The 24,759-nt window shown below is 58.6% G+C and carries 23 protein-coding genes and 1 pseudogene; 5 read left to right on the top strand and 19 right to left on the bottom strand.

The features are described from left to right. Window positions 1-57 precede the first annotated feature (57 nt). Window positions 58-555, top strand: coding sequence for an SMI1/KNR4 family protein (locus BLU37_RS25035; RefSeq protein ID WP_232000399.1), 498 nt, complete (start codon window positions 58-60; stop codon window positions 553-555). A gap of 162 nt (window positions 556-717) precedes the next feature. Here the strand turns inward: BLU37_RS25035 and BLU37_RS25030 are convergent, their stop codons facing one another. Next, window positions 718-2,073 (bottom strand): hypothetical protein, encoded by a 1,356-nt coding sequence (locus BLU37_RS25030; RefSeq protein WP_090209959.1) that lies wholly within the window; start codon window positions 2,071-2,073, stop codon window positions 718-720. A gap of 462 nt (window positions 2,074-2,535) precedes the next feature. Between BLU37_RS25030 and BLU37_RS25025 the strand changes: the two genes are divergently transcribed. Beyond that, entirely contained in the window at window positions 2,536-3,588 is a 1,053-nt protein-coding gene (locus tag BLU37_RS25025; RefSeq protein WP_090209956.1) for a nucleoside hydrolase, read from the top strand. Between the two features lie 69 nt (window positions 3,589-3,657). On the opposite strand, the gene BLU37_RS25020 is transcribed toward BLU37_RS25025, so the two are convergent. The 3 genes from BLU37_RS25020 to BLU37_RS25010 are packed head-to-tail and all read right to left on the bottom strand — an operon-like array spanning window position 3,658 to window position 9,358. Beyond that, complete coding sequence (locus BLU37_RS25020) at window positions 3,658-5,037, bottom strand: efflux transporter outer membrane subunit (protein ID WP_090209954.1); 1,380 nt, start codon at window positions 5,035-5,037, stop codon at window positions 3,658-3,660. Further along, entirely contained in the window at window positions 5,037-8,171 is a 3,135-nt protein-coding gene (locus BLU37_RS25015) for an efflux RND transporter permease subunit (RefSeq protein ID WP_090209952.1), read from the bottom strand. The genes BLU37_RS25020 and BLU37_RS25015 overlap by 1 nt, the downstream gene beginning before the upstream one ends. An 11-nt stretch (window positions 8,172-8,182) precedes the next feature. Then, a complete protein-coding gene (locus BLU37_RS25010) occupies window positions 8,183-9,358 on the bottom strand; it encodes an efflux RND transporter periplasmic adaptor subunit (RefSeq protein ID WP_010446403.1) in 1,176 nt (391 codons plus the stop codon). 152 nt (window positions 9,359-9,510) lie between these two features. Between BLU37_RS25010 and BLU37_RS25005 the strand changes: the two genes are divergently transcribed. Together BLU37_RS25005 and BLU37_RS25000 are read left to right on the top strand one after the other, a co-directional pair. Continuing rightward, a complete protein-coding gene (locus tag BLU37_RS25005) occupies window positions 9,511-10,902 on the top strand; it encodes an ATP-binding protein (protein ID WP_090209950.1) in 1,392 nt (463 codons plus the stop codon). Beyond that, window positions 10,899-11,561 (top strand): response regulator, encoded by a 663-nt coding sequence (locus BLU37_RS25000; RefSeq protein ID WP_010446400.1) that lies wholly within the window; start codon window positions 10,899-10,901, stop codon window positions 11,559-11,561. Before BLU37_RS25005 ends, BLU37_RS25000 begins: the two co-directional genes overlap by 4 nt. Window positions 11,562-11,615: 54 nt before the next feature. Here the strand turns inward: BLU37_RS25000 and BLU37_RS24995 are convergent, their stop codons facing one another. From BLU37_RS24995 to BLU37_RS30050, 3 genes are all read right to left on the bottom strand, one after another. Further along, window positions 11,616-12,839 (bottom strand): DUF1444 family protein, encoded by a 1,224-nt coding sequence (locus tag BLU37_RS24995; RefSeq protein WP_090209948.1) that lies wholly within the window; start codon window positions 12,837-12,839, stop codon window positions 11,616-11,618. An 85-nt stretch (window positions 12,840-12,924) separates the two neighbouring features. Next, window positions 12,925-13,674, bottom strand: a complete 750-nt coding sequence (locus BLU37_RS24990; protein WP_090209946.1) for a substrate-binding periplasmic protein — start codon at window positions 13,672-13,674, stop codon at window positions 12,925-12,927. 166 nt (window positions 13,675-13,840) lie between these two features. Then, window positions 13,841-14,272 (bottom strand): hypothetical protein, encoded by a 432-nt coding sequence (locus BLU37_RS30050; protein ID WP_408003687.1) that lies wholly within the window; start codon window positions 14,270-14,272, stop codon window positions 13,841-13,843. Here BLU37_RS30050 and BLU37_RS24980 point away from each other — a divergent pair. Further along, window positions 14,210-14,377: pseudogene (locus tag BLU37_RS24980) on the top strand (transposase); the annotation flags it as partial. The gene BLU37_RS30050 and the pseudogene BLU37_RS24980 sit on opposite strands and share 63 nt — an antisense overlap. Here BLU37_RS24980 and BLU37_RS29150 read toward each other — a convergent pair. From BLU37_RS29150 to BLU37_RS24920, 12 genes are all read right to left on the bottom strand, one after another. After that, window positions 14,316-14,798 (bottom strand): hypothetical protein, encoded by a 483-nt coding sequence (locus tag BLU37_RS29150; protein ID WP_157696412.1) that lies wholly within the window; start codon window positions 14,796-14,798, stop codon window positions 14,316-14,318. The pseudogene BLU37_RS24980 and the gene BLU37_RS29150 overlap by 62 nt on opposite strands. A 235-nt stretch (window positions 14,799-15,033) precedes the next feature. After that, window positions 15,034-15,969 (bottom strand): aminoglycoside phosphotransferase family protein, encoded by a 936-nt coding sequence (locus BLU37_RS24970; protein ID WP_172833061.1) that lies wholly within the window; start codon window positions 15,967-15,969, stop codon window positions 15,034-15,036. Between the two features lie 131 nt (window positions 15,970-16,100). Continuing rightward, a complete protein-coding gene (locus tag BLU37_RS24965) occupies window positions 16,101-16,553 on the bottom strand; it encodes a GNAT family N-acetyltransferase (RefSeq protein WP_232000397.1) in 453 nt (150 codons plus the stop codon). Between the two features lie 100 nt (window positions 16,554-16,653). Beyond that, entirely contained in the window at window positions 16,654-17,286 is a 633-nt protein-coding gene (locus BLU37_RS24960) for an NUDIX hydrolase N-terminal domain-containing protein (RefSeq protein ID WP_090209937.1), read from the bottom strand. After that, entirely contained in the window at window positions 17,283-18,113 is an 831-nt protein-coding gene (locus BLU37_RS24955) for a methyltransferase domain-containing protein (RefSeq protein ID WP_090209935.1), read from the bottom strand. The genes BLU37_RS24960 and BLU37_RS24955 overlap by 4 nt, the downstream gene beginning before the upstream one ends. A 10-nt stretch (window positions 18,114-18,123) precedes the next feature. Next, window positions 18,124-18,492 carry a cupin domain-containing protein gene (locus tag BLU37_RS24950; protein ID WP_090209934.1) on the bottom strand — a complete coding sequence of 123 codons (369 nt, stop codon included), beginning with the start codon at window positions 18,490-18,492 and terminating at the stop codon, window positions 18,124-18,126. 11 nt (window positions 18,493-18,503) lie between these two features. Then, the gene (locus tag BLU37_RS24945; protein ID WP_090209931.1) at window positions 18,504-19,202 is read right to left on the bottom strand and encodes an HAD family hydrolase; all 699 of its coding nucleotides are present in this window, start codon (window positions 19,200-19,202) and stop codon (window positions 18,504-18,506) included. A 33-nt stretch (window positions 19,203-19,235) separates the two neighbouring features. Then, the gene (locus BLU37_RS24940) at window positions 19,236-20,498 is read right to left on the bottom strand and encodes a 3-phosphoshikimate 1-carboxyvinyltransferase (protein ID WP_090209928.1); all 1,263 of its coding nucleotides are present in this window, start codon (window positions 20,496-20,498) and stop codon (window positions 19,236-19,238) included. A 22-nt stretch (window positions 20,499-20,520) separates the two neighbouring features. Continuing rightward, window positions 20,521-21,474, bottom strand: a complete 954-nt coding sequence (locus tag BLU37_RS24935) for a Gfo/Idh/MocA family protein (RefSeq protein ID WP_090209926.1) — start codon at window positions 21,472-21,474, stop codon at window positions 20,521-20,523. Beyond that, window positions 21,461-22,666: a family 4 glycosyl hydrolase gene (locus tag BLU37_RS24930; protein ID WP_090209924.1), complete on the bottom strand. Its 1,206-nt coding sequence runs from the start codon at window positions 22,664-22,666 to the stop codon at window positions 21,461-21,463. The genes BLU37_RS24935 and BLU37_RS24930 overlap by 14 nt, the downstream gene beginning before the upstream one ends. Next, the gene (locus BLU37_RS24925) at window positions 22,663-23,778 is read right to left on the bottom strand and encodes a DegT/DnrJ/EryC1/StrS family aminotransferase (RefSeq protein ID WP_090209922.1); all 1,116 of its coding nucleotides are present in this window, start codon (window positions 23,776-23,778) and stop codon (window positions 22,663-22,665) included. Before BLU37_RS24925 ends, BLU37_RS24930 begins: the two co-directional genes overlap by 4 nt. Next, on the bottom strand, window positions 23,753-24,751 hold the full coding sequence (locus BLU37_RS24920; RefSeq protein WP_090209920.1) for an ROK family protein: 999 nt from the start codon (window positions 24,749-24,751) through the stop codon (window positions 23,753-23,755). Before BLU37_RS24920 ends, BLU37_RS24925 begins: the two co-directional genes overlap by 26 nt. Between the last annotated feature and the right edge of the window lie 8 nt (window positions 24,752-24,759).

Genomic DNA, 24,759 nt, shown 5'->3' with positions numbered 1-24,759 from the left:
TTGATGAACAGATAAATAATCTGCCTACTGGTTGCAAGACGCCTCGAAAGTGTATTTGTGAGCTATTTTTCTAGTAGTGTTGCGATAGCAGGGTTCTCAGGGTTTTGCTCTGGTTTTAAAGGTTATGAGCTTTCGGATCTTGAGAAAATCGAACGCCTTTATCGAGTCAAGATTGAGGGGCAGCTCAAAGATTTTTTGATGGAGCTAGGCAAGAGCGATGGCGGAGCTATTGGGGATTCGGTGATTCAGCTTTATAGGCCGTCATGGAGAGTTAGGCAGCATTTGTTGTTTCAGGTTGATTTTTTTAGTCAGATGCAGGATGAAGGTTTTTTTGACTACCTGAAGAAACCATTTGTGTTCGCGTGGCTGTCGGAAACACAATATTATTTTGTTCAGACAACGTCTGAAGATATTAACGCTGTATATCATTTTGATTCCAGTTCGCTTTTTGTGAAACGTACCGAGTGGGATCTAGTAGGGTTCATTGGCCACCTTTTCTCTGAAAGGGATACGGTTATTACTATTGCTGCGCAAAGCGATATTTTACTTATTTAGTTGGTTTGATTAAGTGGCTGTCAAGGCTGTTGTGTTTTTATAGGGTGACTTTGATGTAAGGGCCCTCATTGATGAGGGATTTTGGGCAGAGTTGGTACTTCTGCGCCACCCGCCAGTCCCCTCACAACCTCCGGGCAACCCGCGCCCGGAGGTTGTTACCCATTACTCGAGCAACTGCTCCAGGCTTGGATCGCGAATCACACGCTGCACGGGCAGTTGCGGTGCGCTGCCGGACTTCAGCATTTTCAGCTTCGGACTGGCCGCTTTCGTGCAGGCATCGCCGCCGTTCGCGTAGATCCCGCCCATCGCGCACTTCCACTCATAGAAGTTCGACAGCCCGCCCGACATCTGCAGGCTGAAGTCCGTGCTCTGGGTCCCCGGGGTGAACGGATGACCGGCCTGGATGTTCTGGAACCACTTCATCCATTCAGGCGAGCCCACCGGTGGCACCTTATCTGGGCTCTGGAATGTGGGGTTCATGATCGCCAACTGCGGCGACTCGGCCGTCATGTGACAGCTCTGGCAGGAACTGACAGGGTTGTCGACCGGGCCGTTGAGGCGACCGTTCCAGCCCAGGTGGGTGGGTGGCAGCTCTTTGGTGTTGGCGTTGATGGCGGTCTGTTTCAGCGCGGGGTTGATCTTGGTGACGGTCGGCTGCTTGTTGGTGAAGTCGTTGCCGGTCTGTTGCGGATCGTTGCCCCACATGATCCCCACCGGTACCAGGTTGTCCCAGCCGGCCTTGCCGGTCTTGGCACCGTTGTACTGGAAGGTGCCGAAGATCCAGCCGGTGTCGCTCATGCGCGTGTCACGCACGGCGATGTCCATCTGGATCAGGGCGACGTCCTTGAGTATGCGCTTGCTGGAGGTGAAGGTCTCGGTGATGTACGCCTGCCAGAGTACCGGGTTGACCAGGAACGGCACGGTAGCGCGGTCGATGTCGGCGAACAGCGCCTTGCACACCACGGTCCCGTTGGGGAAGCTGTTGGGCTTGGAGGTGTAGCTCGGATCGGGGTTCTGCGGGTCTTTCCAGACCTGCCCGATGGTGTAGGCGCCGATGTCGTTGTAGATGCCCACGGCGTAGGTCTGGCCGGTCGCAGTCTGCGTCGCTGCCAGTTGCTTGACCTGGATCTGCGCTTCTTTGGTCAAGCCATGAATGCCTTCACGCCCCAGCGGACCATAGTGCTGCCATGGCATGTGGTACCACTGGCGAACCTTGTTTTTCTGCACGTCCCAGTTGACCTCGATGTTGCCCTCCAGGCAGTAGTTCTTGACCTCGTTCATGTAGGTCCGCCAGGTTTCGAAGTTGTTGTCCGGCTTGGCCGGCAGCTTCTTGAAGAACGCCGGCGGTGAGCCGGTGGGCGCTTGCGTGGGGTAGTTCTGACTGAGTACGAATTTGGGGCCGGTGTAGCCGTCCGGCGGCGCATAGCCGTAGTCGGGATAGGTGCCGGCCTGGGCGGCGATGCAGAACAGTGCGGCACTTACCGCCAGCACTGAGCGTTTTACGTGGGGCTGGTTCATCGATTATCTCCTTGATAGGGAATACGCCGGGCAGTGTTGGCTCCGTGCCAGGCTTCCTTTTTTTCTTGGTATAGGTCTCGGTTTGGCAGTCGAGATGACTTCACGGGGCAGCAGGGTCTTGAGTGGTTTACCTCCTCGGCAACGCCGGACAAGCGAGATCTATCCCCGGCAAAAAGCCGGAAATGCGAGGAAAAAGGAGAGACGGATTATGCGCAGAGGATACGAGGGGGTAGTGCCTATCGACTCCTGTCGATCACGTGCCGTTCTTCCTTGTTACAGGTGTAGGCGACTCTTGGAAAAACGCCATGCTTTCCATGAAAAATAGCGGGCAGGGGACGTTCGTGGCGTCCTCGACAGGTAGGGGGGGCTCGCCTACAGTTCAGAGCGCAACGTAGGGGGCTACGGGTTGATGTTGTATTTGCATTGGAAATAAATACGTTATTAGCCAGGAGGGCTAAGGATATGTCTGCACAATCGCTTACGCATGTACTCATCGATACCGATGTCGACTTCGACGATTACATGGCCATCGCTTATTTGCTCAAGCATCATGCGATAAAGGTGGAAGGCATCACCGTGACTGGGGTCGGTGCTGCTCACCTGAGTCACGGTGTTGAAAACCTCAGCAACTTCCTCACGGTATTCAATGACGCTGTCATAGAGCGCACGCCCGTTGTCGCGGGTTTTCAGCGTCCGTTGCTGTACAGCAACACCTTCGCCTTTGATACACGCCAGGCGGCAGACCAGCATTACGATGCCAGTTTCCCCCGGAAGAACTCGAACCCGACGCAAACCGATGCCGTCGAGTTTCTCAGGAACACATTGGCGAACGCCGACCACAAGTTCACGGTATTGATGATCGGCGGCGGCACGACCTGGGGGCATCTGATCCAGCGAGCCAGGCGCGATGCGGTCCTGCAGAAGCTGCTGCACGAGAAGGTCGAGCGCATCGTCATGATGGGGGGCAACCTGTTGCCGCAATACGTCAAACCCGGTGCGGGCGGCAATATCAAGGATGCACTGGGCCCGATGCCCTATTACACCAACGATGTTGCCGAGTGGAATATTTTCCTCGATCCCCTGGGGGCCCAGTTGGTCTTCGGCAGTGGCATTCCCGTGCAATTGTTAGCGCTCAATGCCTCCAACTCGATTCCGATCACCCAGGGCTTCGTGCGTCAGCTTTCCCAGATCGACAACCCGGTGGCGCAGTTTCTCAAACAGGTGCTGGGAAGCTCGACCATTGCACCCGGTATCGGCAAATACCTGTATTTCTGGGATCCGCTGGCGGCGGTCGCCATCACCAACCCTGACCTGGTTCAATTCAAGCGTTACAAACTGCGGGTGGAGCAGGAACTGAACGAGGAACAGGACACCAGTGGACAACTGATCCCGGACGATCAGGCCGGCGTTCCGGTTGATGTAGGCCTGAGCGCCGCGCAGGGTTTTGTCCTGTCGCTGTATCTGAATACCATTGCCGGTAACTCGCGTCAGGCTGCGGCCGAATACGCCGAATAACCTTCATCTTGCATCCACTGATGATCGCGTGCCGTTGCGCCACGGTTCAGGCGCAACGGGCGTTTTCTCTCAGCCCTCCCAACCACCCCCCAGCGTCTTGTACAACGTCACCCGGTTGAGCTGCTCGGACAGCTCCAGGCTGATCAGCGTCTGCTGTGCTGAATACAGCGAACGCTGGGCGTCGAGCACGTTGAGGAAGCTCTGCGAGCCTTGCTTGTAAAGCGCCAGCGAGAGGTTGTAGCTCTTGTCGGTGGCCTGGGTCAGGTTGCGCTGGGCGTCCAGGCTCTCGTTGATGTGGCTGCGTACGGAGAGGGCGTCGGCGACTTCGCTGAAAGCGGTCTGCAGGGTCTTCTCGTACTGGGCCACGTCGATGTCGCGGGTGATCTTCGCAGCATCAAGGCTGGCGCGGTTGCTGCCGGCGTTGAAGATCGGCAGGTTGATCGATGGGGCGAAGCTCCAGGCGCGGCTGCCGGATTTGAACAACCCGGACAGTTCGCTGCTGGCACTGCCGCCGCTGGCGGTCAAGGTTACGCTGGGGAAGAACGCCGCACGGGCGGCACCGATGTCGGCGCTGGCGGACTTGAGCGTGTGTTCGGCGGCGAGCACATCAGGGCGGCGTTGCAGCAGGGTCGAGGGCAGGCCGGCCGGAACGTTGACCAGCAGCGCCGCATCGAGCGGCGCGTCGCCGGGCAGCAAGTGGTCGTCCAGGTGTTCACCGACCAGCAGTTCCAGAGCGTTGCGATCCTGCTCGACCTGGCTTTCGTAATTCGCCACATTGACACGGGCCGATTCGACGGTGCTGCGCGACTGGGCCAGGCTCAGGCCGGATTCGCCGCCCAGGCCGTGGCTCTGTTGCACCAGGGCGTAGGTCTTCTGCTGGCTGGTGTAGGTGTTGCGCGACAGGGTCAGCAGTTGCTGGTCGGCGGCCAGGGTCATCCAGGCGTTGGCGACTTGCGCCACCAGGCTGATCTGGGTGCTGCGGCGGGTCTGCTCCAGGGACAGGTAGTTTTCCAGCGCGGCGTCCTTGAGGTTGCCCAGCCGGCCGAACAGGTCCAGCTCGTAGCTGCTCACACCGAGTCCGACGCTGTATTGGCTGCTGGTGGTGGTGCTGGTCTCGGACAGCGAGCGTTGGCGTGTGCCGCTGGCCGTGGCGGAAACCGCTGGGAGCAGCGCCGCGCTCTGGATGCGGTACTGCGCCTGTTGGTACTCGACGTTCAGCGCGGCGACCCGCAGGTCGCGGTTGTTGGCCAGGGCATGGGCCACGGTGTCGCGCAGGCGGCTGTCGATGAACAGTTCGCGCCAGGCGATGTCGGCATTGGTCTGGCCGGCCGGGGTCGTGGTTGACCATTGCCCGGCCACCGGCGCCGCAGGGCGCTGATAGTCCGGGGCCAGGTTCACGCAGCCGCCCAGCACCATTGCCAGCAGCAGGGGGAGAGGGGCAAAGCGCATCAGATTTCTCCTTCGGCGGTGGTCGGGGCAGCGGCGTTACGGCGCGTAGCCAGGCGTTGCACCAGCACGTAGAACAGCGGAATGAAGAACAGCCCGAGCAAGGTGGCGGCGAGCATGCCGCCCAGTACACCGGTGCCGATGGCCTGGCGCCCGGCCGAGCCGGCACCGCTGCTCAGGGCCAGCGGCAACACGCCGAGGATGAACGCCAGGGAGGTCATCAGCACCGGCCGCAGACGGATGCGCACGGCGTCCAGAGTGGCACTCAGCAGATCCTGGCCGCGCTCGTAACCTTCCTTGGCGAACTCGACGATGAGGATCGCGTTCTTCGCCGCCAGGCCCACGGTGGTCAGCAGGCCGACCTGGAAGTAGACGTCGTTGGACAGTCCGCGCAGGCCGGTCAGCAGCAGGGCGCCGAGGATGCCCAGTGGCACCACCAGCATCACCGCGAAGGGCACCGTCCAGCTCTCATACAGCGCGGCCAGACAGAGGAACACGAACAGTATCGAGATGGCGTAGAGCAGCGGCGCCTGGTTGCCCGCCAGGCGTTCCTGATAGGACTGACCGGTCCAGGCGTAGCCGATGCCTTCGGGCAGTTTCGCCATGATCTCCTCCACGGCCGCCATGGCATCGCCGGAACTGACGCCCGGTGCCGGCGAGCCGACCAACTCGTATGAGCCGAAACCGTTGTAACGTTCCAGCAAGGGCGAGGCGCTGCTCCAGTGGGTACTGGTGAAAGCCGACAGCGGCACCATGTTGCTGCTCGAGTTGCGCACGTACCAGTCGCCGATGTCCTCGGCCTGCATGCGCTTGTCGGCGGCGCCCTGCATATAGACCTTCTTCAGGCGGCCGGTGTCGAGGAAGTCGTTCACATAGCTGCCGCCCATGGCCACGCTGAGGGTGTCATTGATGTCGCTGGCGGCCACACCGAGGGCACCGGCCTTGCGGTCGTCGATGTTGACGTTGAGCTGCGGCGTGTCTTCCAGGCCCTGGGCACGGACCATGGCCAGGCGCGGGTCCTGGGCCGCGAGCTGGAGGAACTGGTTGCGCGCCTTGAGCAGTTCGGCATGACCGCGGCCGGCGAGGTCCTGCAGCTCGATGTCGAAGCCGGAACTCTGGCCCAGCCCCTGGACTGCTGGCGGCGCGATGACGAAAACATTGGCGTCGAGAATATTCGACAAGGCCATGTTGGCCCGCTGTGCGATGGCCGAGGCGCTGTGTGCCTCGCCCGGGCGTTCGCTCCAGTCCTTGAGCTTGATGAAGCCGCGGCCGGCGTTCTGCGCGTTGCCACCGTTACCCAGGCCGCGCACGGTGAGGACCGTGGCGACTTCCGGCTGCTTGAGCATATAGTCCTGTACCTGGCGGGTGACCGCCTGCAACTGCTCATCGGTGCCGCCCACCGGCAGGGTCATCTGCATCATCAGCATGCCCTGGTCTTCTTCGGGCAAGAACGCGGTCGGCAGTTTGTGGAACATCAGCGCTACACCCGCGAGTACCAGCGCGTACACCAGCAAGGCTCGCAGTGGCCGCGCGAGTACTGCGCCCACTCCGCGCTGGTATGTGTGCGAGCCACGGTCGAAGGTGCGGTTGAACCAGCCGAAGAAGCCACGGCGTTCCTCGCCTGCGGTGTGGTGTGGCTTGAGCAGGGTGGCGCACAGGGCCGGAGTCAGGGTCATGGCGACCAGCACCGACAGCGCCATAGCCGCGACCATGGTCACCGAAAACTGCCGGTAGATCACCCCGGTCGAGCCACCGAAGAAGGCCATCGGCACGAACACCGCCGACAGCACCACGGCGATGCCGATCAGCGCACTGCTGATCTCACCCATGGACTGACGCGTGGCTTCCCGTGGCGACAAGCCCTTCTCGGCCATGATCCGTTCGACGTTCTCCACCACCACGATGGCGTCGTCCACCAGCAGGCCGATCGCCAGGACCATGCCAAACATCGTCAGGGTGTTGATCGAGTAGCCCATCAGTTCCAGTACACCGAAGGTGCCCAGCAGCACCACTGGCACGGCGATCGCCGGGATCAGCGTGGCACGCAGGTTCTGCAGGAACAGGTACATGATCAGCACGACGAGGGCGATCGCTTCGAACAGGGTCTTGACCACTTCCTCGATGGAGATCTTCACGAAGGGCGCGGTGTTGTAGGCGACTTCGGTGTGCAGTTGCAGCTTGCTGGGAAAGAACTTCTCCAGCTCGGCGAGCTTGGCCTGCACCGCCGTGGAGACCTCCAGGGCATTGGCGCCGGTGGCCAGGCTGACCGCCATGCCGCCAGTGGGACGACCGTTGTGCTCGGCGATCACGTCATAGCTTTCACTGCCCAGCTCCACGCGGGCGACATCGGCGAGGGTCACCACCGCGCCGTTGCTGGCGTACTTGAGCACCAGGTCGCGGAACTGCGCGGCGGTCTGCAATTTGCTGCGCGCGCTGATGGTCGCGTTGAGTCGCTGGCCGCTGCGGGCGGGCAGGGCGCCGAGCTGGCCGGCGGAAGTGTCGACGTTCTGTGCGGTGAGGGCGCTGCTCACATCCGAAGGCATCAGCGAGTACTGCTTGAGCTTGTCCGGGTCGAGCCAGAGACGCATGGCGTAGCTGGAGCCCAGGGTGGTCACCTGGCCGACGCCGCTGACCCGGCTGATCTGGTCATAGAGGGTGCTGGAGATGAAGTCGCTGATGTCCGAGGCCGTGACACTGGGGTTGTCCGAGACCAGCGAGAGGATGATCAGGAAGTCGCTGGACGAGTTGCGGATCTCGATGCCTTGCTGCTGCACGGTTTCCGGCAGGCGTGCCTTGGCTTGTTCCAGTTTGGTCTGTACCAGCATCTGCGCGGTGTTGACGTCGGTGCCGGCGGCGAACGTCAGGGTGATGCTGGCGCTGCCCGCCGAACTGCTGCTGGAGGACATATAGGTCAGGCCGTTCAGGCCGGTCATCTGCTGTTCGATGACCTGGGTCACCGAGTCTTCCATGGTCTTGGCCGAAGCCCCGGTGTAGGTGGCACTCAGGGTGATCTGCGGCGGTGCGATGGTCGGGTATTGCGACAGCGGGAGCTGGTAGATGGCGAGCACCCCGCCGAGCATCACCATAATGGCGATGACCCAGGCGAAGATCGGCCGATCGATAAAAAGGCGTGCCATGGGAGTCGGCCTCAGTCAGTGCTGTCGTTGTGGGCGGTGAGGTTGGCGTCGTTGACCTGCACTTGCTGGCCGACGCGGACTTTCTGCAGGCCCTCGACGATCAACTGGTCACCGGCGGTCAGCCCCTTGCTCACCCACCAGCGATTGCCTACTGCGCGGGCCAGGGTCAGTTCGCGCTGCTCGACCTTGCCATCGACCACTACCAGCGCCGTGGCACCGCCGCGTTCGTCACGGCTGACGCCTTGTTGTGGCACCAGGATCGCGTCCGGCTGGACGCCTTCCTGCAGCGTCGCCTTGATGTACATGCCCGGCAGCAGCAGACCGTCCGGGTTCGGCACCAGGGCGCGCAGAGTCACGCTGCCGGTGCTTTCATCGACGCTGACGCCGTTGAAGGTGAGGGTGCCCTCGTGGGCATAGGTGCTGCCGTCTTCCAGTTGCAGGCTGATGCGGGTTGCGTCCTTCTGCTCGGCGGGCGCCAGCTTGCCCTCGGCCAGCTCCCGCTTGAGGCGCAACAGTGTGCCGCTGGGTTGGGTGAAGTCGACGTAGATCGGGTCCAGTTGCTGCACGGTGGTCAGGGCCGTGGTCTGCTCGGCGGTGACCAGCGCCCCCGGCGTGACCGACGAGGTATCGGTGCGGCCGGCGATCGGCGCGTTGATCCGCGTATAGCCCAGATTGATGCGCGCGGTGCGCAGAGCGGCCTGGGCCGACTGCAGGCTGGCACGATTCTGGAGCAGGGTGGACTGGGCGCTCTCGTTGTCCTCGGCACTGATGGCGTCGATCTTCACCAGGTCCGCGTCGCGGCGTGCCTTGAGTTCGGAGGCCTTGAGCGTGGCGCTGGCCGAACTGACGGTGGCTTCTGCCTGGGCGACAGCGGCTTCGTAGGTTTGCGGGTCGATCTGGTACAGGGCCTGGCCGGCCTTGACCGTTTCACCTTCGACGAACAGGCGCTTGAGCAGGATGCCGCCGACCTGCGGACGAATCTCCGCGACCAGGTGCGCGCTGGCGCGGCCGGGCAGGGTGGTGCTCAGGGCCTGGGGCGCGCGGGTGACGTGATACACCGCGACGGCCTGCAGTGGCCTGGCGGTGGCGGCCGGCGCGTTATCGTCGCAGCCATTGAGGATGATCAGCCCGGCACTCAACATCAGGGCGCGGGCCAGCGGAGAGCGAATAGCGAAGAAGAAGGACATCCGAGGAACTCCGGGCCAGGTAATTTTCAGTCCTCAGCGTGCTCGGCAAATGTGCAGCCAATGTGGAGAAATCTGGGAGATTGGTCGACGTGCCTTGCCGTACCGGGGCCTGCGCGCTTCAATGTCGGCAGTTCGATTGTCGCGGCGGTAACATGAAAGTCAGCCTCTCCAGCAAGTTCTTCCTGGCCATGCTCGCGGTCTGCGCCTTCGCCGTGCTGGGCATGGTGTTTGCCGCCTACCTGAGCCTCAAGTACGGTTTTCTCGGCTACCTCAACCAGCAGGCCGAGGAGCGTATGGACCGCATCGTGCCGCGAGTGGAACAGGCGTATGCCGCCCACGGTGACTGGAACTTCATTCGCCGTGACCAGGAGCAGTGGTTCGACCTGCTGCGGCCGAGCGACCTCGGCCCGGAAAAGACCTTCGACCCCAGTCAACTGACGGTCTCCGACCTCACCGGCGCTTTCGTCCGCTTCGCGCTGCTGGACGAGCAGCGCAAGCCGATCATTGGCTACCAGGCTGTCGGCGACGTGTTGCTGAAGCCGATCCAGCACCAGGGGCGAGTGGTCGGCTGGATGGCCCTGGCGCCGTTGCAGTCGGTGACCAGCGTCGGCGACAGGCGCTTCCAGCTCAACCAACTGCGTTCCAGTCTGCTGATCGGCCTGGCCTGCCTGCTGGCGACTGCGGTGATTGCCTGGTGGCTGAGCCGCGCACTGCTGCGGCCGATTCGCGAAGTGGCGCGGGCGACTCACCGGCTGACCGCTGGTGACTATGCGATCCAGGTGCCGGTGCGCTCGCAGGACGAGGCCGGACAACTGGCCGGTGACTTCAACCGGATGGCTTCGACCCTGGCGAGTAACGAGCGTATGCGTCGCGACTTCATGGCCGATATCTCCCACGAACTGCGCACGCCACTGGCGGTGATGCGCGCGGAACTTGAGGCCATGGAAGACGGCATCCGCCCGCTGAATGTCACGGCGCTCCATTCGCTGCAGGGCGAGGTGGGGGCGTTGACCAAGCTGGTCGACGATCTTTTCGACCTGTCCCTGGCCGAAGTCGGCGGGCCGACCTATCGCCGCGAGCGCATTGACCTGCGGGTACTCTTGCCAGTAGTGGCCGACGCCTTTCGGGCCAGCTTTGCCGAAGGGGGGCTGGAGCTGCTGCTGGAACTGCCGGAGCAACCGCTGTGGGTGTTGGGCGACGAGTCGCGCCTGGGCCAGTTGCTGCATAACCTGCTGGAAAACAGCCGGCGCTACACCGACGCCGGCGGCCAGACCGTGCTGCGTGCTCTACAGGACGGCGACCACGTGCTGGTGCAGTGCGAGGACAGTGCGCCGGGCGTGGACGCCGCCTCGCTGGAGCGGCTGTTCGAACGTTTCTACCGCGTCGAGCGCTCGCGCAATCGTGCCAGTGGCGGCACCGGCCTGGGCCTGGCGATCTGCCGGGGCATTGCCGACGTGCATGGCGGCAAGCTCAGTGCTAAGGCCTCGAACATGGGGGGCCTGTTGCTGAGTCTGGAACTACCCACGGCGGGAGATGAAGCATGAGCCGGATTCTGTTGGTGGAGGACGAACCCAAGCTTGCCGCATTGGTGGGCGACTACCTGCGTGCCGCCAGCTTCGAGGTCGAGCACCTGGCCGATGGCCTGGCGGTCGTCCCGGCGGTCCGCCAGAAATCCTATGATCTGATGCTGCTGGACCTGATGCTCCCCGGTCGCGACGGCCTGGACATCTGCCGCGAACTGCGCGGTTTCAGTCGCCTGCCGATCATCATGATGACCGCCCGGGTCGACGAGATCGACCGCCTGCTCGGGCTGGAACTGGGCGCTGACGACTACATCTGCAAACCGTTCTCCCCGCGTGAACTGGTGGCCCGGGTAAAGGCCGTGCTGCGCCGCAGCGGTACGCAGCAGACCAGCTTTGGCCTGGAGCTGGATGCCCGGACTTTCCAGGCGCGCTACCAGGGTGTGCCGCTGGATCTGACACCGGTGGAGTTTCGCATGCTCGCCGCGCTGACGGAGCGACCTGGCCAGGTGCTGTCGCGGGACCAACTGATGAACCACATCTACCAGGACAACCGCGTGGTCGCCGATCGCACGGTGGATAGCCACGTGAAGAACCTGCGGCGCAAGTTGACGGCGGTCACCCCGGGGATCGATCCGGTTCGGTCGGTGTATGGGGTGGGATATAGCCTGGAATGTGAGTAGCGCGCGGCCGTGGTGCCACAGGGCGGTGGCCATGTGGCTGACTCTCGAATGGCCTCAGCCCAGCAGCGTCAACGCCTTCAACTGTTGCTCGGTAGGGAAACCCGCCGTTCGATACCGGGGCGGATAAACATCGGTCGACTTGATCAGCTCACCGAGCTTGGCCTCCAGTTCCTCCCATTCGACGACATGAGTCCTGGCGCCGCCATCCGCCTGCGGTTCCACCAGTACCACCCGGTCGGTCCTGGGCAGCAGGCTGTCGATGCTCTGGGTCCAACTGCACATCGAGAAGGTCCTGCCATCGCTTTCGGAGTGCTGGTAGAGCAGGTAGGACGCCACGAACACGTCCTCGTTCTGCTCTTCATGGATCTTGTCGAGCAGCTCTTTCTGCGTGTGATAGGTCCCTTGAAGCAGCAGGTGTTCCAGGGTGGCCAGGCGGGCGTTGAGGGTTTCGTCCTCGGCGCGGAAAGGGACGATGTTCTGGTCCTGATAGGTATAGATCTGGCTGGAGACGGCCCTGCCGTTTTCCACTGCCTTGAAGCTGACCTCGACCATGTGGCGAATGCCTGCGTCGTCCTTGTCGCCGGTCACCATCAGCACGTCGTTGGTCGGGATCATGAACACCGGCTGACCCTTGATCGGCGCGCGCTGCAGGACGTCCGGCAGCAGGACCCGGCTGATGTCGTAGCCGTCGTTCCATCGCCCGACATAGAGCCCCGGCACGATCTCCTCGAACGCATCCGGGGTGGTGTCCCGCAGGTTGTCCACGGCAATCGACAACGCTTCGTCCAGGCTCACCCCCCAATGAGCCTCGGGACCCTTGGTCAGGGTCGCGGTGGATTCGGCGGAGTCGACCGCGAGCAGCATCACGCAATCCTTGCCCACTGGGCGTTGGGCCACGCTGTAGGGGGCTTCCCAACCCTCGCTGCGCACGTGATGCAGGCGTATTTCTTCGAGCATGCCCAGGTTGCGAATGACGGGTCGTAACGAGGGGCGGATCTGCACGAAGGTTTGCGGGGTTTTGTTCTTCGAACTGAGCAAGGTCGCCACGTAGCCCTTGAGCACGGCGTCTTTTTGCGGCTTGTCGGCGTTCTGATAATCGCGAAAGGCGTTGTGGAGGTTGAAGTACCCGCCATTGCCATGGAGGAGACGGAACTCATCGGGCACGTACTCCAGCTCGTCGCTGAGACCGGCCTGACGGGCCGTCTGGATGAACTTGCGGGCGAACCCTTCCTCGGTCAGCGGACGATTGAAGAGTTTGCCGAGTAGCGTACCGAACATGCGCGGAATCCTCCTTGAGGGCGAGTGCACCATGATGCTCGGTGGCACGAGGTGGGTAAAGTCCTTGCACCGAACGCCTGCCTGTTCATGACCCGGAGGGCTGAAGGTAGCGACGGTGGATTCGCTCCAGCTCGCCCGAGCGGCGCATCTTTTCCAGGGCACTGGCCCAGCGGGCGACCAGTTTGTCGTCGGAGTCGAGGCTGAAGGCGATGTAGAGGGAGGAACGATAGAGTTCGATGGGAATCTGGCGCAGTGTGCCGGGGGCAATGTTCAACTGTCGGCTGTAATAGGCCACGCCCGCATCGGTATCGCCGACGATGATCTCGGTACGTCCGGCGAGCAGCATGCGATAAAACTGCGGGCTGCTGGTGGCGCTTCTTTCGAGGTTCTGGAAACCTTGTGCCTGGAGCGTGTCGGGTATCAGGCCGGCCTGCCTTGTGGTGATCCGCGGGGCACGCATCAACTGCTCCAGGCTATTCACCGGGTGCTGCGCATTGGCGAGTTGATAGGGGTGGATGGATTCTTCAATGATAGGCCCGACCCATTTGTACAGGGGGGCGCGCTCCGCCGTGCGAAACATCGAATACATGATGGTTCTGGGCTGGTGCTGCAAGACGCGGGTGGTGCGCATGCTGGGTAGCATCAGCATGGCAAAGTCATCGCCGGTTTGCGCCATGATGCCCCGCACGACCTCCGTGGCCATGCCGGTGAGCTGATTGTTCTCCATGTAGTTGTAGGGTGCCCATTCTTCCGTGACGATCTGATACTGCTCGGCCCTGACGGGAGCGCCGAGTAGCAGGCAGAGCAGGGCTGCAATCAGTACGGAATACTTCACGTCTTGTGCCTGGTGGCTGTGCGGTGGTCAATAGAGGCTATGATTCAACGGCTGGCGTGAGTATAGACATTAAATATCTTAGACCGATTCTCATGGCGTAACCGTGCCTGCTAGCTGCTTTTAGCCTTGTAACATAGGCGTTGAAAGGCTTTGGGAGCGGTTTCTTCTACTGCTCCGCATACTGTTCGTAATCCAGAGAAATCCCATCGCTGGCCGGGTAGCTGACGTAAACCACGATATCGTCACTGGTGGCCACGATTGCGTAGGGCCACTTCCCATTGGCTTTGCGCATTTCCTCGTAGAGCGGGAGGAAAAAGTTCTTCGTCTGCCCAGTGGGATCGTATGGCACTTGCCCGGTGAAGATAGGGTAGTGACCTTCATTGCACAGCTGGACTCGTTCCAGCTTGATGTCATGTTTTTCCAACACAGCGCGGGCCGGATGTTGCCAGGTCTTGAGATCCACATCGTGACAGTCCGTCGCCTTGCTGCTGTAAAGCTCGGTGTCCTTCAGCGCCGGGAGCGCCCACGCCAGAGAAGGCAGAAGTACCGACAGCGCAACATCATCGAGCGTATGTTTGGCTGGCTGAAAGAGAACCACCGGATCGTGACATGCTTCGACAAGCTCGCGAAAAGCTATGCCGCTATGGTCTCGCTGGCTTGTTCCATACGGTGTTTGCGACATCTCTTTTCGTACAGAACCTAAGGTTATCTGCGTCTCCTTTGTCTACTACCATTTGCGCTAGCTCTTTGACCGTTGTAGCGACAGTGGAGATGTCTTTGTTTGATAATTTTTCTGGCTCTTGTGTTGTAGATCCTTTTGGATCAACCGTTCCAGAAGCTTTCGCTGTTGAAACCCTTGCGGCTGAAAGGCCGCTTTCCATTGCTTTGATGTTTTCTTTTGCGTCTATAGCGGCTTGTGACGATTGATCCGTGATCGCACTGAGCTTGGTTCTCTCAGCATCCAATGCCTCGCTCAGTTTTCTCAGTGACGAAGCGTCGGCTTGAGCAGTGGTATTAATGGTGACTTGAGGTGTCTTTAGTACACCAGTCAATTGCTCGATCGCCATTAGTATTATCGTATTGCGTTGATTTCTTGCCAGGAGTGATTGATATGTGGAGAGCATCAACACCGGCCTTTGCCAGCCTTGGCATTAACAACACGGCGATCAGGGCTACGCCGGGAAGGAAAAGCCCGATTGCAAACCATCTTGGCCCTGATCGACCGCGTGTACTGGCAGCGTAAGCGGTCACGCCTGTGAGAATAAGCCAGAGGGGGAGTGGAATGCCCATTGCACTTCCTTGTTTTGAAGTGTGAGTGATAACCCCGCGGACCGGATTCATCGAATTATCTACTCTGGATCAGTTTGTGGTCAGCGATTGGTTTATTCGCTTGAGCAAATATATAAGTGGGCGCACGCCATCGTCTAGCACAGTGTTTGATAAAATATATTTGTTGAAACGCTCGATTTCCTGAAAATACCTGTACTTACCATCGCGTATTCCGAGGCGCGCGAAGATCCCTATTACACGGACATGCCGCTGCAGTCGCGTCCAATAAAGGGATGAATAGAGTGCTGGAAGTGTCGAGGGTACGGGCAGTCCCTTGCCGTTCGCAGTCACCCAATAATAGCGAATGATTTTCTGGATAAACTGCTCGTTCCAGCAATGAAATGAGTCCCACAGAAGACTGACCAAGTCATACGTTATTGGTCCTTTAATCGCGTCCTGAAAGTCAAGCACTGCTATCTTTCTGAAATTTTTTGAGATTATCAAGTTGCCGGGTCTGAAATCTCTGTGGACGAATACTCGATCGATAGACTGGTTTTTTTCTGTAATCAAATCGAAGCAAATAGCAATTTCGTGCTGTTGGCTATCTGTTAATTTAATTTTTAGATGCCGATCAAGATACCAGTCGCTAAACAGGTTAAGTTCGTTGCGCATGATGTCGGACGAAAAATTGGCTATCTGATCCGTGCACGCATTGAGTTGAATGTCCGTCAGGGTGTCAATAGCTTTATGGTAATAGTGGCGAACTGCTTCGCTGTGGGTGCGAAGATTGAGTTGCAGCAATGTTTGATTGCCCATGTCTTCCAGCAGCAGAAAGCCATTTGGCTCATCCCATTCATAAATGGTGGGAACGCGGATCATGGCAGACGCAAGAATGCCGGCGACGGTGACGAAAGCGAGATTATCTTCAAGCCAGGGATCGGCATCCATAATGATAAAAGCCTTCCCATTTGTACTTCGTATCCGGTAATAACGCCGGTTACTGGCTTCGCCCGCGATAAGTTGCAAGCTCCGGGCTTCCAAGTCATACCGCTGCAAGAACTGGATTATCCACCGTTGCAGTATTTGCAACCTGTACCGGTGGTCTGCGGCCTCGTTTATCGAATGGGGCCATCGGTACTGTTTCATGGCCGTTCCTCTCAAGGGCGAACGTGGGATGTGCAGGGTTCAGCCCCTTGTGAAGGTGCGTCCTTGGGAGCAATTCGCATGATTTTGAACCCGGCGCGCAAATACAGGCCGAGCGCAGTTGGATGGTCGGTGGAGCTTGTCTTCAGCCAGATGGTTTTTTTCGTCATCGCTTTTGCCGCTGTGACCGCATGCTGAAGAAGAACGCTGCCGAGGCCTTGTCCTTGAAGCGCCTTGGCCACGCCGAAATAATAGATTTCGACATTCTCGTTCAGTTGTCGCCGAAGCTCGAAGAAGCCATTCGCCTGGCCACCCCAGTACATTATCCATCCTTGAATGTCCGGTTTGCTCAGGTGCTGTACCCACTGCATTGGTTGCCAGCAGCGTTGTCGGCCCCAGCCCCATTCGCCGCCAATTTCCTGGTAAAGCCTCTGGTAGTTTTGGATATCCTGCAGACCATTGATCAAGTGCAGCGAACTCACTCCTGACGTATGGAAATCAGGGGGCTCCTGACTGTAGTGCAGTATATAAGTGATTGAGGTTGAGTTCACTATGACTTCCTCCTGGCTAGTCGAAATAAGTTGGTAAGGCTTCGTTTCGTAGGTGCTTATACATCATGGCGATTTGTTCTTGGGTCACCCGCGCAGTGGAAAGCTCTGGAAGATGATGCTCATCAAAGAAACGTGCATCCGGCGTTTCCAGACTGGGCCGCAATACCCCGCCCAACAGTTCACACAGGAAGAACGCCTTGTACACATGCAACAACATGGGGGGATGGGAATGCAGACGGCGATCGGTGAGGGCAACTAGTTTGCGGGGACGTACCCGCAACCCTGACTCCTCAAACACTTCTTTTGCAGCTACCTCACCGGGTGAGTGATTTATATCGGCCCAGCCCCCTGGAAGAGACCAGAGCTCATCTTCAACTTCTTTGACCAACAGGATGCGTTCGCCGTCGAATACCGCCGCCCTTATATCCATTTTTGGCGTTGCATACCCCGTGTCTGCTACTAAGTTTTTCAGAAGTTGAGTGGTGAGCAGGCTTGGTTGCTTCGCCAGCATTGTCTGGACGGTCTTAAGCAGTTGATGGTAGCGCTCGATGTCATAGGGATCCTTGGAGTAAGTAAGCCCGGTTTGAGCGATACCTATCAATGTTCTGATACTGGCCATCTCGGCATCATCGTGCAGAAAGTCGCTCATCGCACATCCTCCTGGGCAAGTGGCCGCCTGCCAATGGCTTGAATGTTGCGAAAGCCCTTGATCGAGTAAGCGTGATCGTCTTTCAGCTGCAATAATTGCTCACCAATGGTATGGATTTGTTCCGGTGTAGCAAACTCGTGCTCCAGAAGTTTTTCGGTTATTTGGGCAAACGAATCGAAAAAAATACCCCGGTCATTTTCGTCATGAATGTACGGCTGATAATGGTCGAATTGGAGGTTATCCAACTGAGCAGCAGCGAACAGTTCTGGAAGCCGAGTGCCGAGGTTGTAATCTACTCCTTTGGTACGGCCTAGAGTGATTGTTAGCTTGTTGGCGTGATCGAATGCCGCATGCTCAGGCGAACACTCGTGTAGGTCGGTGATGGGTTCCTCACAGACAACCGCCCCCCCTGGTCGGGTGACTGAAGTCATCAGTTTTATTGCATCGAGCGGCTTCGTCAGATGGATTAGAACGAAACGGCTGTAGGAAATATCGAACAGGGTGCCAAGGGAGCGGATCTGACTGAAATCCAAATGCAGGAACCTGGTATTTTTAAAGCCCTTTGACTTGGCGCACGCCTTGCAAACTTCTATCTGCTCGGCACTTGCATCAATGCCGATGACTTGCCCGGAAGGCCCAACCTTTTCAGCCATCCAAAGGGACATGTTGCCGGTTCCGCAACCCACGTCCAATATCGTCATGCCTTCTTTGATGTGCGCATATCGCAGCAAAAAATCTCGGGAACCTGGGCCGTAGATACGATCAGACTTGCCCAGCCGTTCAACGTCGTGTCGACCGACGTTCAAGACGTAACTTTTATCGTTCATCTTCTTTTCCTTATCGGTCGAGAATGTCCAGGACTACTAATTTCAAAAGGGCAGGGCCGATATTGCGCAAGGCATGCCTACCTCTGGGTGGGTTGATCAGAACGAAGCCCTGATCAACCTTGAACACCTTTCCCGCCAGCACCATTTCACCTTCGCCACTGATGATGATGTAAATTTCCGAGTCATTCACTCCATGCTCATGGAGACCGATGCTCGCCTTGGGCAACAGCGCCACCAGGTCCATGAAGTTGCAACCCCATTCGGGTCCAGTCACGACGCGCGAAGTCAGTACGGTACCCTGGCCTTCATGGGCTGTTTGCGCGTCGAAATAGCTAGTCGCGAAACTGTGGCTTAGTCGATTGATCGGGACAGTGTGCATGGTGGTACCCCCTAGCCATTAAGCAGGCTAACCAGAGGAACTAACTGGTTCATGTGGGTGATTCGGTGGTAGGCCCGACGGTCGTGTCGGGTGCTCGCGCACCAATGGGCGTCATACTGGTCATGAGGGTCGTACAGCACGGGGCTGATTCCTGCTGCCTGTGCGCCATAAACGTCAACAGCCGGTAGGTCACCCACATAAAGTACCTGGGACGCATCGAGACCGGCTTTGTCCAACCCGATATTGAAGATCTCGACACTGGGCTTGCTCACGCCGACCAGCCCTGAGTCGATGACAAAATCAAAGGTGCCGGCCCACCCATTGTCCTCCAGCAATTCCTGCACTTTCCCGTCGGCATTGGAAATCACCGCGGTACTGATCCCCGCTGCTTTCAATCCGCCAATCGCTTCCCTGGCGTCGTGATTAATCGAACTCCACAGTGACCCTGTGTTGGTTCTCTCGATGAGCTCCTCGATAAGTGCCGGTTGCCCAAGCTCATGCAGCAATTCCTTGAGCAGCCACCGCAACACATCGACGTGAGCACCTTCGGTTCGCGCTTTTTCCAGTACCTCGTTCAACTTTTTCCAAGCAGGTGGTCCGTTTTTTTCCAACTGCTCAATCTGTAGCTCAGGAATGCATCGGGCGAGTGTTGCGTAATTGAAATTCATCAAAGTATTGCCGACATCAAAAAAAACCGCCTTTATGGCCATGGTTACCAGCCTCCTTCAAGTGTTGGCAGGGAGTCAGCCGAAGTGGATAGTTGCGCCCATCCTGCATAGCGTTTGGGCCAGATCTTCGTAACCGCGGGCTACCGAGGCGGCTTTGCGGATGACACTCGGCCCGTCCGCTGTCAATGCCAACAAGGCAAGCGCAGTGGTTTCACGTATACCTGCGCCTTCGAGCGAGGCACCGGTGACGGGAGTTGCTCCATGAATATGTACATCGCCTTCCACCATACTGATGCGCGCGCCCATTTTTTCCATACCAGGCAAGTGGTCGAACCGCGATCCATAGTGCGACTCTTTGAATACGCTGGTGCCGGGTGCCGAGACGGCGAGGGCCATCATCTGTGGCAGCAAGTCCGATGGGAACTTGGGATACATACCGGTTTCCAGTGTGGCGGGGCGCACGGGCCGACCAAAGGTTTTCAGCCACGGTCCATCCCGGACTACATTGATACCGAAGCTGCGCAATGCTTCGATGACGGGGGCGAAGCGATGGTCAATGAGTGTCGCTTCACAGCTCGTCGAACCGCCCGTCATGGCTGCCGCAATTGCAAAGGTGCCCCAGACCAGATGGTCGCTGGGTACTCCTATCGGCGCATCAGTCGATTGGAAGGGACCTTTAACGATCAGTGTGCGTCCATCGCGATCGGCCTGAGCACCGAAGTGTCGGGCGGCGGCGAGGACATCGTCGCACTCGGTTTCCAGGCTCGCGTTCTTGATGATGGATTCTCCGTCGAGGCTTGCGGCGACGATGATTGCCAAGGATGTAGCAGTGATGCCTTTATCATCGACAGAGAACTCACTTGGGCGTGGATGCCCACCCGTGATACCCACGGCATTACCTTCACCATTCACGTGCAACCCGAATCCCGCCAATGCTCGCAGATGTGGGGTAAACGAGCGTGAACCGATAAAGTCGCCACCTATGGATTCAAGCCGGGCATGGACTCCGCGGCTGGCCGGCAATGCCAACGCGTATATCGCGCCACGCAGTCGCTTAGAGATTGTCACAGGAAAAGTGTAGGGCCCGGCTTCAAGGTGCAGCCCTTGAAATGTCACCTGATTCTCTTGATTGACAGCGCTGCTGCCCGCGTACGCAAGAAGTTCGAGCAAGTGGGTAATATCGGAAATATTCGGAACCTGCTTCACCGTCACCGGTTGTGTCTGAAGCGCTGCCAGCGTCAGCAGCGGCATGGCAGAATTCTTGCTGCCAGGGATATGCAGAGTGCCTTGCAGGGCAGGTGTGCCACCCTGGACATAGAGGGTTGTGCAAATCGACATCACTAAGGCTCCTGTCCGTATTTCAAAGCCTGATCAGGCAATGATCGGTGGCGGCTTGACGAATGGTGTCCACTGTCAGTTGCGTCTTGATGCCATCTGCCAGCGTGCATTTGAGCCGGTGCGGATCACCTTCCAGCACGGCCTGCAGGAAGCATTCGGTCTCTGTGAGGAAAACGTCCTGAGGATCTTGCGGCCGACTGTCGTCCTCAAGCCATGGCGCGCGAGTCAAGGTGTAGTCCCAGCCCGAGAGTACGACAGGCCCCTGGTCGGTAAAGATATGCAGGCCGATGTCTTTGTCCTGGCCTGCACAGGAATAAAAGATAGTCCCCGCGAGGTTGTCCCGATGTTGGAGCAGGGCGCTGACGCTTTGAATGTGAGGAGCCCCCGGGTCCACATGGATTTGGGAGAAAACTGCTTGGGCATCTCCGAACAGGTGGCGACACAGATCTACGGAGTGGGTCATCTGTTCATTCAAGGCGCCGCCGGACCATAGGGCTTCTTTCCACCAGTCGACCGAATACGGCTTGCAGATCCAGTGGCACTGGTATCCGATGACGTTGAGGGTATCGAGTTGCTGCTTGACGCTGTTGACGCTGTGCCGATAGCGGTTCATATAGCCCACGGCGAACAGAGCATTGTTGCGGGCGAAGGCTTGCTCGAGTTGCAACGCGCCGGCTGCGGACACGTGTAGCGGTTTTTCCGCAAATACTGCAAGACCGTGACGCGCAGCCATCAACTCCAGCGGCCCGCGCATACCGGGCGGCGTGCAGATAAACACCCCGTCGATTTGTGTCCAGTCGATCTCCTGGTCGCTCGCGAGTGCAGTGCAGCCTGGTGCGATTTCGGCGACTTGTCTGGCGCGTGTCAGGTCTGAGTCCACGCTATAGACTATGCGTGCTTTCAGTGTCTTGAGGGCTTTGGCGCGGGTCAAACCCATGCGGCCGCAGCCAATGATGGCGAACCTAAGCATGTCCATGTGCAGCACCTGTAAGGTAGGTTTGAAAAGTTGCGACGGCCGCTTTCAGATCGCGACCCGCCATCAGCGGGTCGGCCGAAAAGGCGGCTTCGATGTTCTCGCCAGTAGGATCAAGGCATGCACTTAATGAGGCGGCTTCATGGGCCTCAAAGATCTCCCTCCACCTGGCAACGGCAGGTGGCGGTGCAGTCCGCGACAGGTCGTCGTTGACACTGCCAGTGCTGACGGTCGCCAGGAACTCCCGAGTAATACCGTCGGCGGCGCACAGGTTCACCGGCAGCACACACGAGTGGCGAGACCCGTTCAATGCCTCCAGCATGGGCACTACCGCATGCTCGTACCAAGGCATCGGGCGTTGCTCCAGGGCTGGCGGATAGCGCAGCGGGACTTGCTCCAATTGTTTGATGGCCTCTGCGCGCAGGTCGACCAGTTGCGTGGAGCGATGGTTGTCCTCGACCTTGCTGGTTACCAATAAACGGAAATATTTGGTTGGAATAGCTTGTAGTTCTTCGATCAGGGCTGCGTCGAATCCTGTAAAAGACTGGCTTTCCAGTAACGACAGAAGGCGTTGCAGTACGGGCTGGCCTGCATGCGTGAGGTTGTGGAGGAAGCCTCGATGGTTCAGACCGGTATAGGTCCATTGAAGTTGCTCGTGAGGCAGTTGCAGGCGCGCGGCAATCTGATGCTGAGTGACCGTCGGCAACTCGCAGATGCCGATGCAACGGGAGTAGCCCTGTAAAAAGAGCTGCGATGTCGTGAGGCTCAGCGGGTTGGTGATATTGAGTACCCAGGCTTGTGGGCAAAATCGTAGGAGCTGCTCGGCCAGTTCGGCGATATATGGCATGCAACGAATCGCCGCCAGCAGGCCGGAAGGCCCCAGGGTTTCATCGGCGGCCGCATTTAATGCGCGGCCGAGCGACTCGCCCTCATACCGACCTTCCAGACCTCCGTAACGGGTTTGGTGGACTACATAGTCTGCACCCTCGAGCACGCGTTGAGCGGTGATGCCATAGCTGACTTTCCAGCCGGGTAGGCGTGACTGGGCAAAATGCGCTATCTGTGAAGTGACGGCCTGGTTGCGACCCTGCAGCCGCAGCTCCCAAGCTTCGCCGGCCAATCGACTGCCGGCCAGTTGCTCGCACAACTGAAGGGTGTAGGGGCTTCCGCCGCCCAGCACAGCTAGGGTTTTCATGAGTGACCCTCGAAGAACGCGTGCACGCAGTCACATACCCGATCAGCTTCGTCGGCATCCATATCGGGCCGCAAGGGCAGGCAGAGGGTTTGTGTAGCCAGGGCCTCGGCCACCGGAAAATCGCCTGCCTTCCAGCCGGATGCCGCGGACGCTTCCTGCAAATGGATCGGTGTTGGATAGCGCACGACGGCATCTATCCCGTTCGATTGCAGGTGAGCGAGCAGAGCATCTCGTTGCTCAGTACGCACTTGGAACAGGTGATAGACGTGATCCTTGTGCTCAGCTGGCGCCTGAAAGCTCAAGGACAACCCTTCCAGGCGGCTGATGTAATGAGCGGCGACTGCTCGTCGTTGCTTGTTCCAATCCTCCAGGTGCTCAAGCTTGGCGGACAAGACCCTGGCCTGAATGGCATCCAGCTTTGAGTTCATGCCCAAAGCCACATGCCGGTTCTGGCCACATTGCCCCAGCGCCCGTAATACTTTTATCCGTTCGGCTAAGTGAGAGTCGTCGGTGACAATCGCACCCGCGTCGCCGGCCGCAGCCAGGTTTTTGCTGGGGTGAAAGCTGAAGCAGCCGATATCGCCGAAATGTCCGGCGACACGCCCGTCGATTTGGGCGCCATGACTTTGTGCGGCATCCTCGATGACCCTCAGGTGGTGTTTTTCTGCCAGCGCTAAGAGTTTTGTCATGGGCATGCATTTGCCGAACAAGTGCACAGCAATAATGGCTTTGGTACGCGCCGTGATTGCAGGCTCGACCTGCTCAACATTCATCAAATAAGCATGGGGTTCCGCGTCTACCAGCACGGGGGCGGCGCCCACGAAACATATTGCGGCGACGGTGGCGTAGAACGTGTTTGCCTGAGTGATGACTTCATCGCCGGGTCCTATCCCCATGGCCAGTAACGCGAGGATCAGCGCGTCGGTACCACTGTTGGTACCGACGCAGTATTTCCCACCGATGTAATTGGCGAATGCCGCTTCGAAGTTTTCGACGGTTTCAGTCAGAATATAATGACCATTGAGAAGGTCTTCCCCAATTGCATGCAGCAATGGTTGCAAGTCTTTACCGAACTGACTTGAGTAGTTATAGCGGTTGACTTTCATGTTCATGGCGGAGGAGTCCTTGTGCATAGAGCGCGCAGCCAATGAGGCCATTGTTGTCATCGTCATAGCCGAGGGCGATGATGTCGTTCCAATCTCCAGCGTCGAAGAAACTGGTGCAAAGGTCGGCTAATCGTTTTCGATAAGGCTCGCCCAGCGCACACAAAAATCCGCCGAGCAAAATGTAGGAGGTAACGCCAGAGACGGCTCGAGTAGCCGCCAGTGCGTGGGCGAGAGGGCGAATGGCGTCATCCATGACGTCGAGCGTCCATGGGTCTCGCTGTTGGAATGCGTCAACAAGTGAGGAGGTTTCGAGCAAGTCGTACGTCGGTGTGGTCTTGCCCAATGCGCTGTCTAGATAAGCGGTCGATTGTTGTCTGGCACGTAACTTGAAAAGTCGCAAGGTCCCGCGTCCAGAACTGACGGCGCCGACGTGCCCATGACCACCGCAATCGCACTGTAATTCCTTTGGGCATAGCGGGTGAAGCAGGTGTCCAATTTCTCCAGCATCCCCTTGATGACCAGTCAAAGGTTTGCCATCGATAAACAGCTTGGAACCGATCCCCGATCCCGACGAAACGATATGGAACGTGTGATGCTCCGGCGTCAGGTAGCGGTATCCCGCGGCCGTTATATCATTGATGACATGCACGTTTTGCATGTCAAACAGTGTCTGTAACAGCGCCACGGCCTGGATAGGTCTGTCGAGTTTTGCTCCTAGGACGGTGGGCAAGGCAGTGACACAACCCTCTGCGGTGACCGGGCCGGGAAGTGCTGCCACGACGGTGTCATACGCCAGACCCAGAATCTCAGCAGCGTCTTTCATGGTCCTGAATAATTGTTCGACCAGGTCCCTGTCGCGCAGCGGCGAATTGACAAAATTAGGCGTGTCCATGCGGATCTGCTTGACTAGCCGGTGCTGCTCTTCACAGTAACAGCCGATGCGCAGGCTGGTGCCGCCGACATCAAATACCAAAATCATAAAGACTC

This window comes from Pseudomonas asplenii, from assembly GCF_900105475.1.
Taxonomy (GTDB): Bacteria; Pseudomonadota; Gammaproteobacteria; order Pseudomonadales; family Pseudomonadaceae; genus Aquipseudomonas; species Aquipseudomonas asplenii.
The sequence above is the reverse complement of the archived record's forward strand: the minus strand, read 5'-3'. Positions and strand labels throughout refer to the sequence as shown.

Excerpts from the sequence above, each read along its gene's own strand:
- BLU37_RS25030 (WP_090209959.1), bottom strand. The coding sequence starts at position 2,073 with ATGAACCAGCCCCACGTAAAACGCTCAGTGCTGGCGGTAAGTGCCGCA.
- BLU37_RS25025 (WP_090209956.1), top strand. The coding sequence starts at position 2,536 with ATGTCTGCACAATCGCTTACGCATGTACTCATCGATACCGATGTCGAC.
- BLU37_RS25020 (WP_090209954.1), bottom strand. The coding sequence starts at position 5,037 with ATGCGCTTTGCCCCTCTCCCCCTGCTGCTGGCAATGGTGCTGGGCGGC.
- BLU37_RS25015 (WP_090209952.1), bottom strand. The coding sequence starts at position 8,171 with ATGGCACGCCTTTTTATCGATCGGCCGATCTTCGCCTGGGTCATCGCC.
- BLU37_RS25010 (WP_010446403.1), bottom strand. The coding sequence starts at position 9,358 with ATGTCCTTCTTCTTCGCTATTCGCTCTCCGCTGGCCCGCGCCCTGATG.
- BLU37_RS25005 (WP_090209950.1), top strand. The coding sequence starts at position 9,511 with ATGAAAGTCAGCCTCTCCAGCAAGTTCTTCCTGGCCATGCTCGCGGTC.
- BLU37_RS25000 (WP_010446400.1), top strand. The coding sequence starts at position 10,899 with ATGAGCCGGATTCTGTTGGTGGAGGACGAACCCAAGCTTGCCGCATTG.
- BLU37_RS24995 (WP_090209948.1), bottom strand. The coding sequence starts at position 12,839 with ATGTTCGGTACGCTACTCGGCAAACTCTTCAATCGTCCGCTGACCGAG.
- BLU37_RS29150 (WP_157696412.1), bottom strand. The coding sequence starts at position 14,798 with ATGCTCTCCACATATCAATCACTCCTGGCAAGAAATCAACGCAATACG.
- BLU37_RS24960 (WP_090209937.1), bottom strand. The coding sequence starts at position 17,286 with ATGAGCGACTTTCTGCACGATGATGCCGAGATGGCCAGTATCAGAACA.
- BLU37_RS24955 (WP_090209935.1), bottom strand. The coding sequence starts at position 18,113 with ATGAACGATAAAAGTTACGTCTTGAACGTCGGTCGACACGACGTTGAA.
- BLU37_RS24950 (WP_090209934.1), bottom strand. The coding sequence starts at position 18,492 with ATGCACACTGTCCCGATCAATCGACTAAGCCACAGTTTCGCGACTAGC.
- BLU37_RS24945 (WP_090209931.1), bottom strand. The coding sequence starts at position 19,202 with ATGGCCATAAAGGCGGTTTTTTTTGATGTCGGCAATACTTTGATGAAT.
- BLU37_RS24940 (WP_090209928.1), bottom strand. The coding sequence starts at position 20,498 with ATGTCGATTTGCACAACCCTCTATGTCCAGGGTGGCACACCTGCCCTG.
- BLU37_RS24935 (WP_090209926.1), bottom strand. The coding sequence starts at position 21,474 with ATGGACATGCTTAGGTTCGCCATCATTGGCTGCGGCCGCATGGGTTTG.
- BLU37_RS24930 (WP_090209924.1), bottom strand. The coding sequence starts at position 22,666 with ATGAAAACCCTAGCTGTGCTGGGCGGCGGAAGCCCCTACACCCTTCAG.
- BLU37_RS24925 (WP_090209922.1), bottom strand. The coding sequence starts at position 23,778 with ATGAACATGAAAGTCAACCGCTATAACTACTCAAGTCAGTTCGGTAAA.
- BLU37_RS24920 (WP_090209920.1), bottom strand. The coding sequence starts at position 24,751 with ATGATTTTGGTATTTGATGTCGGCGGCACCAGCCTGCGCATCGGCTGT.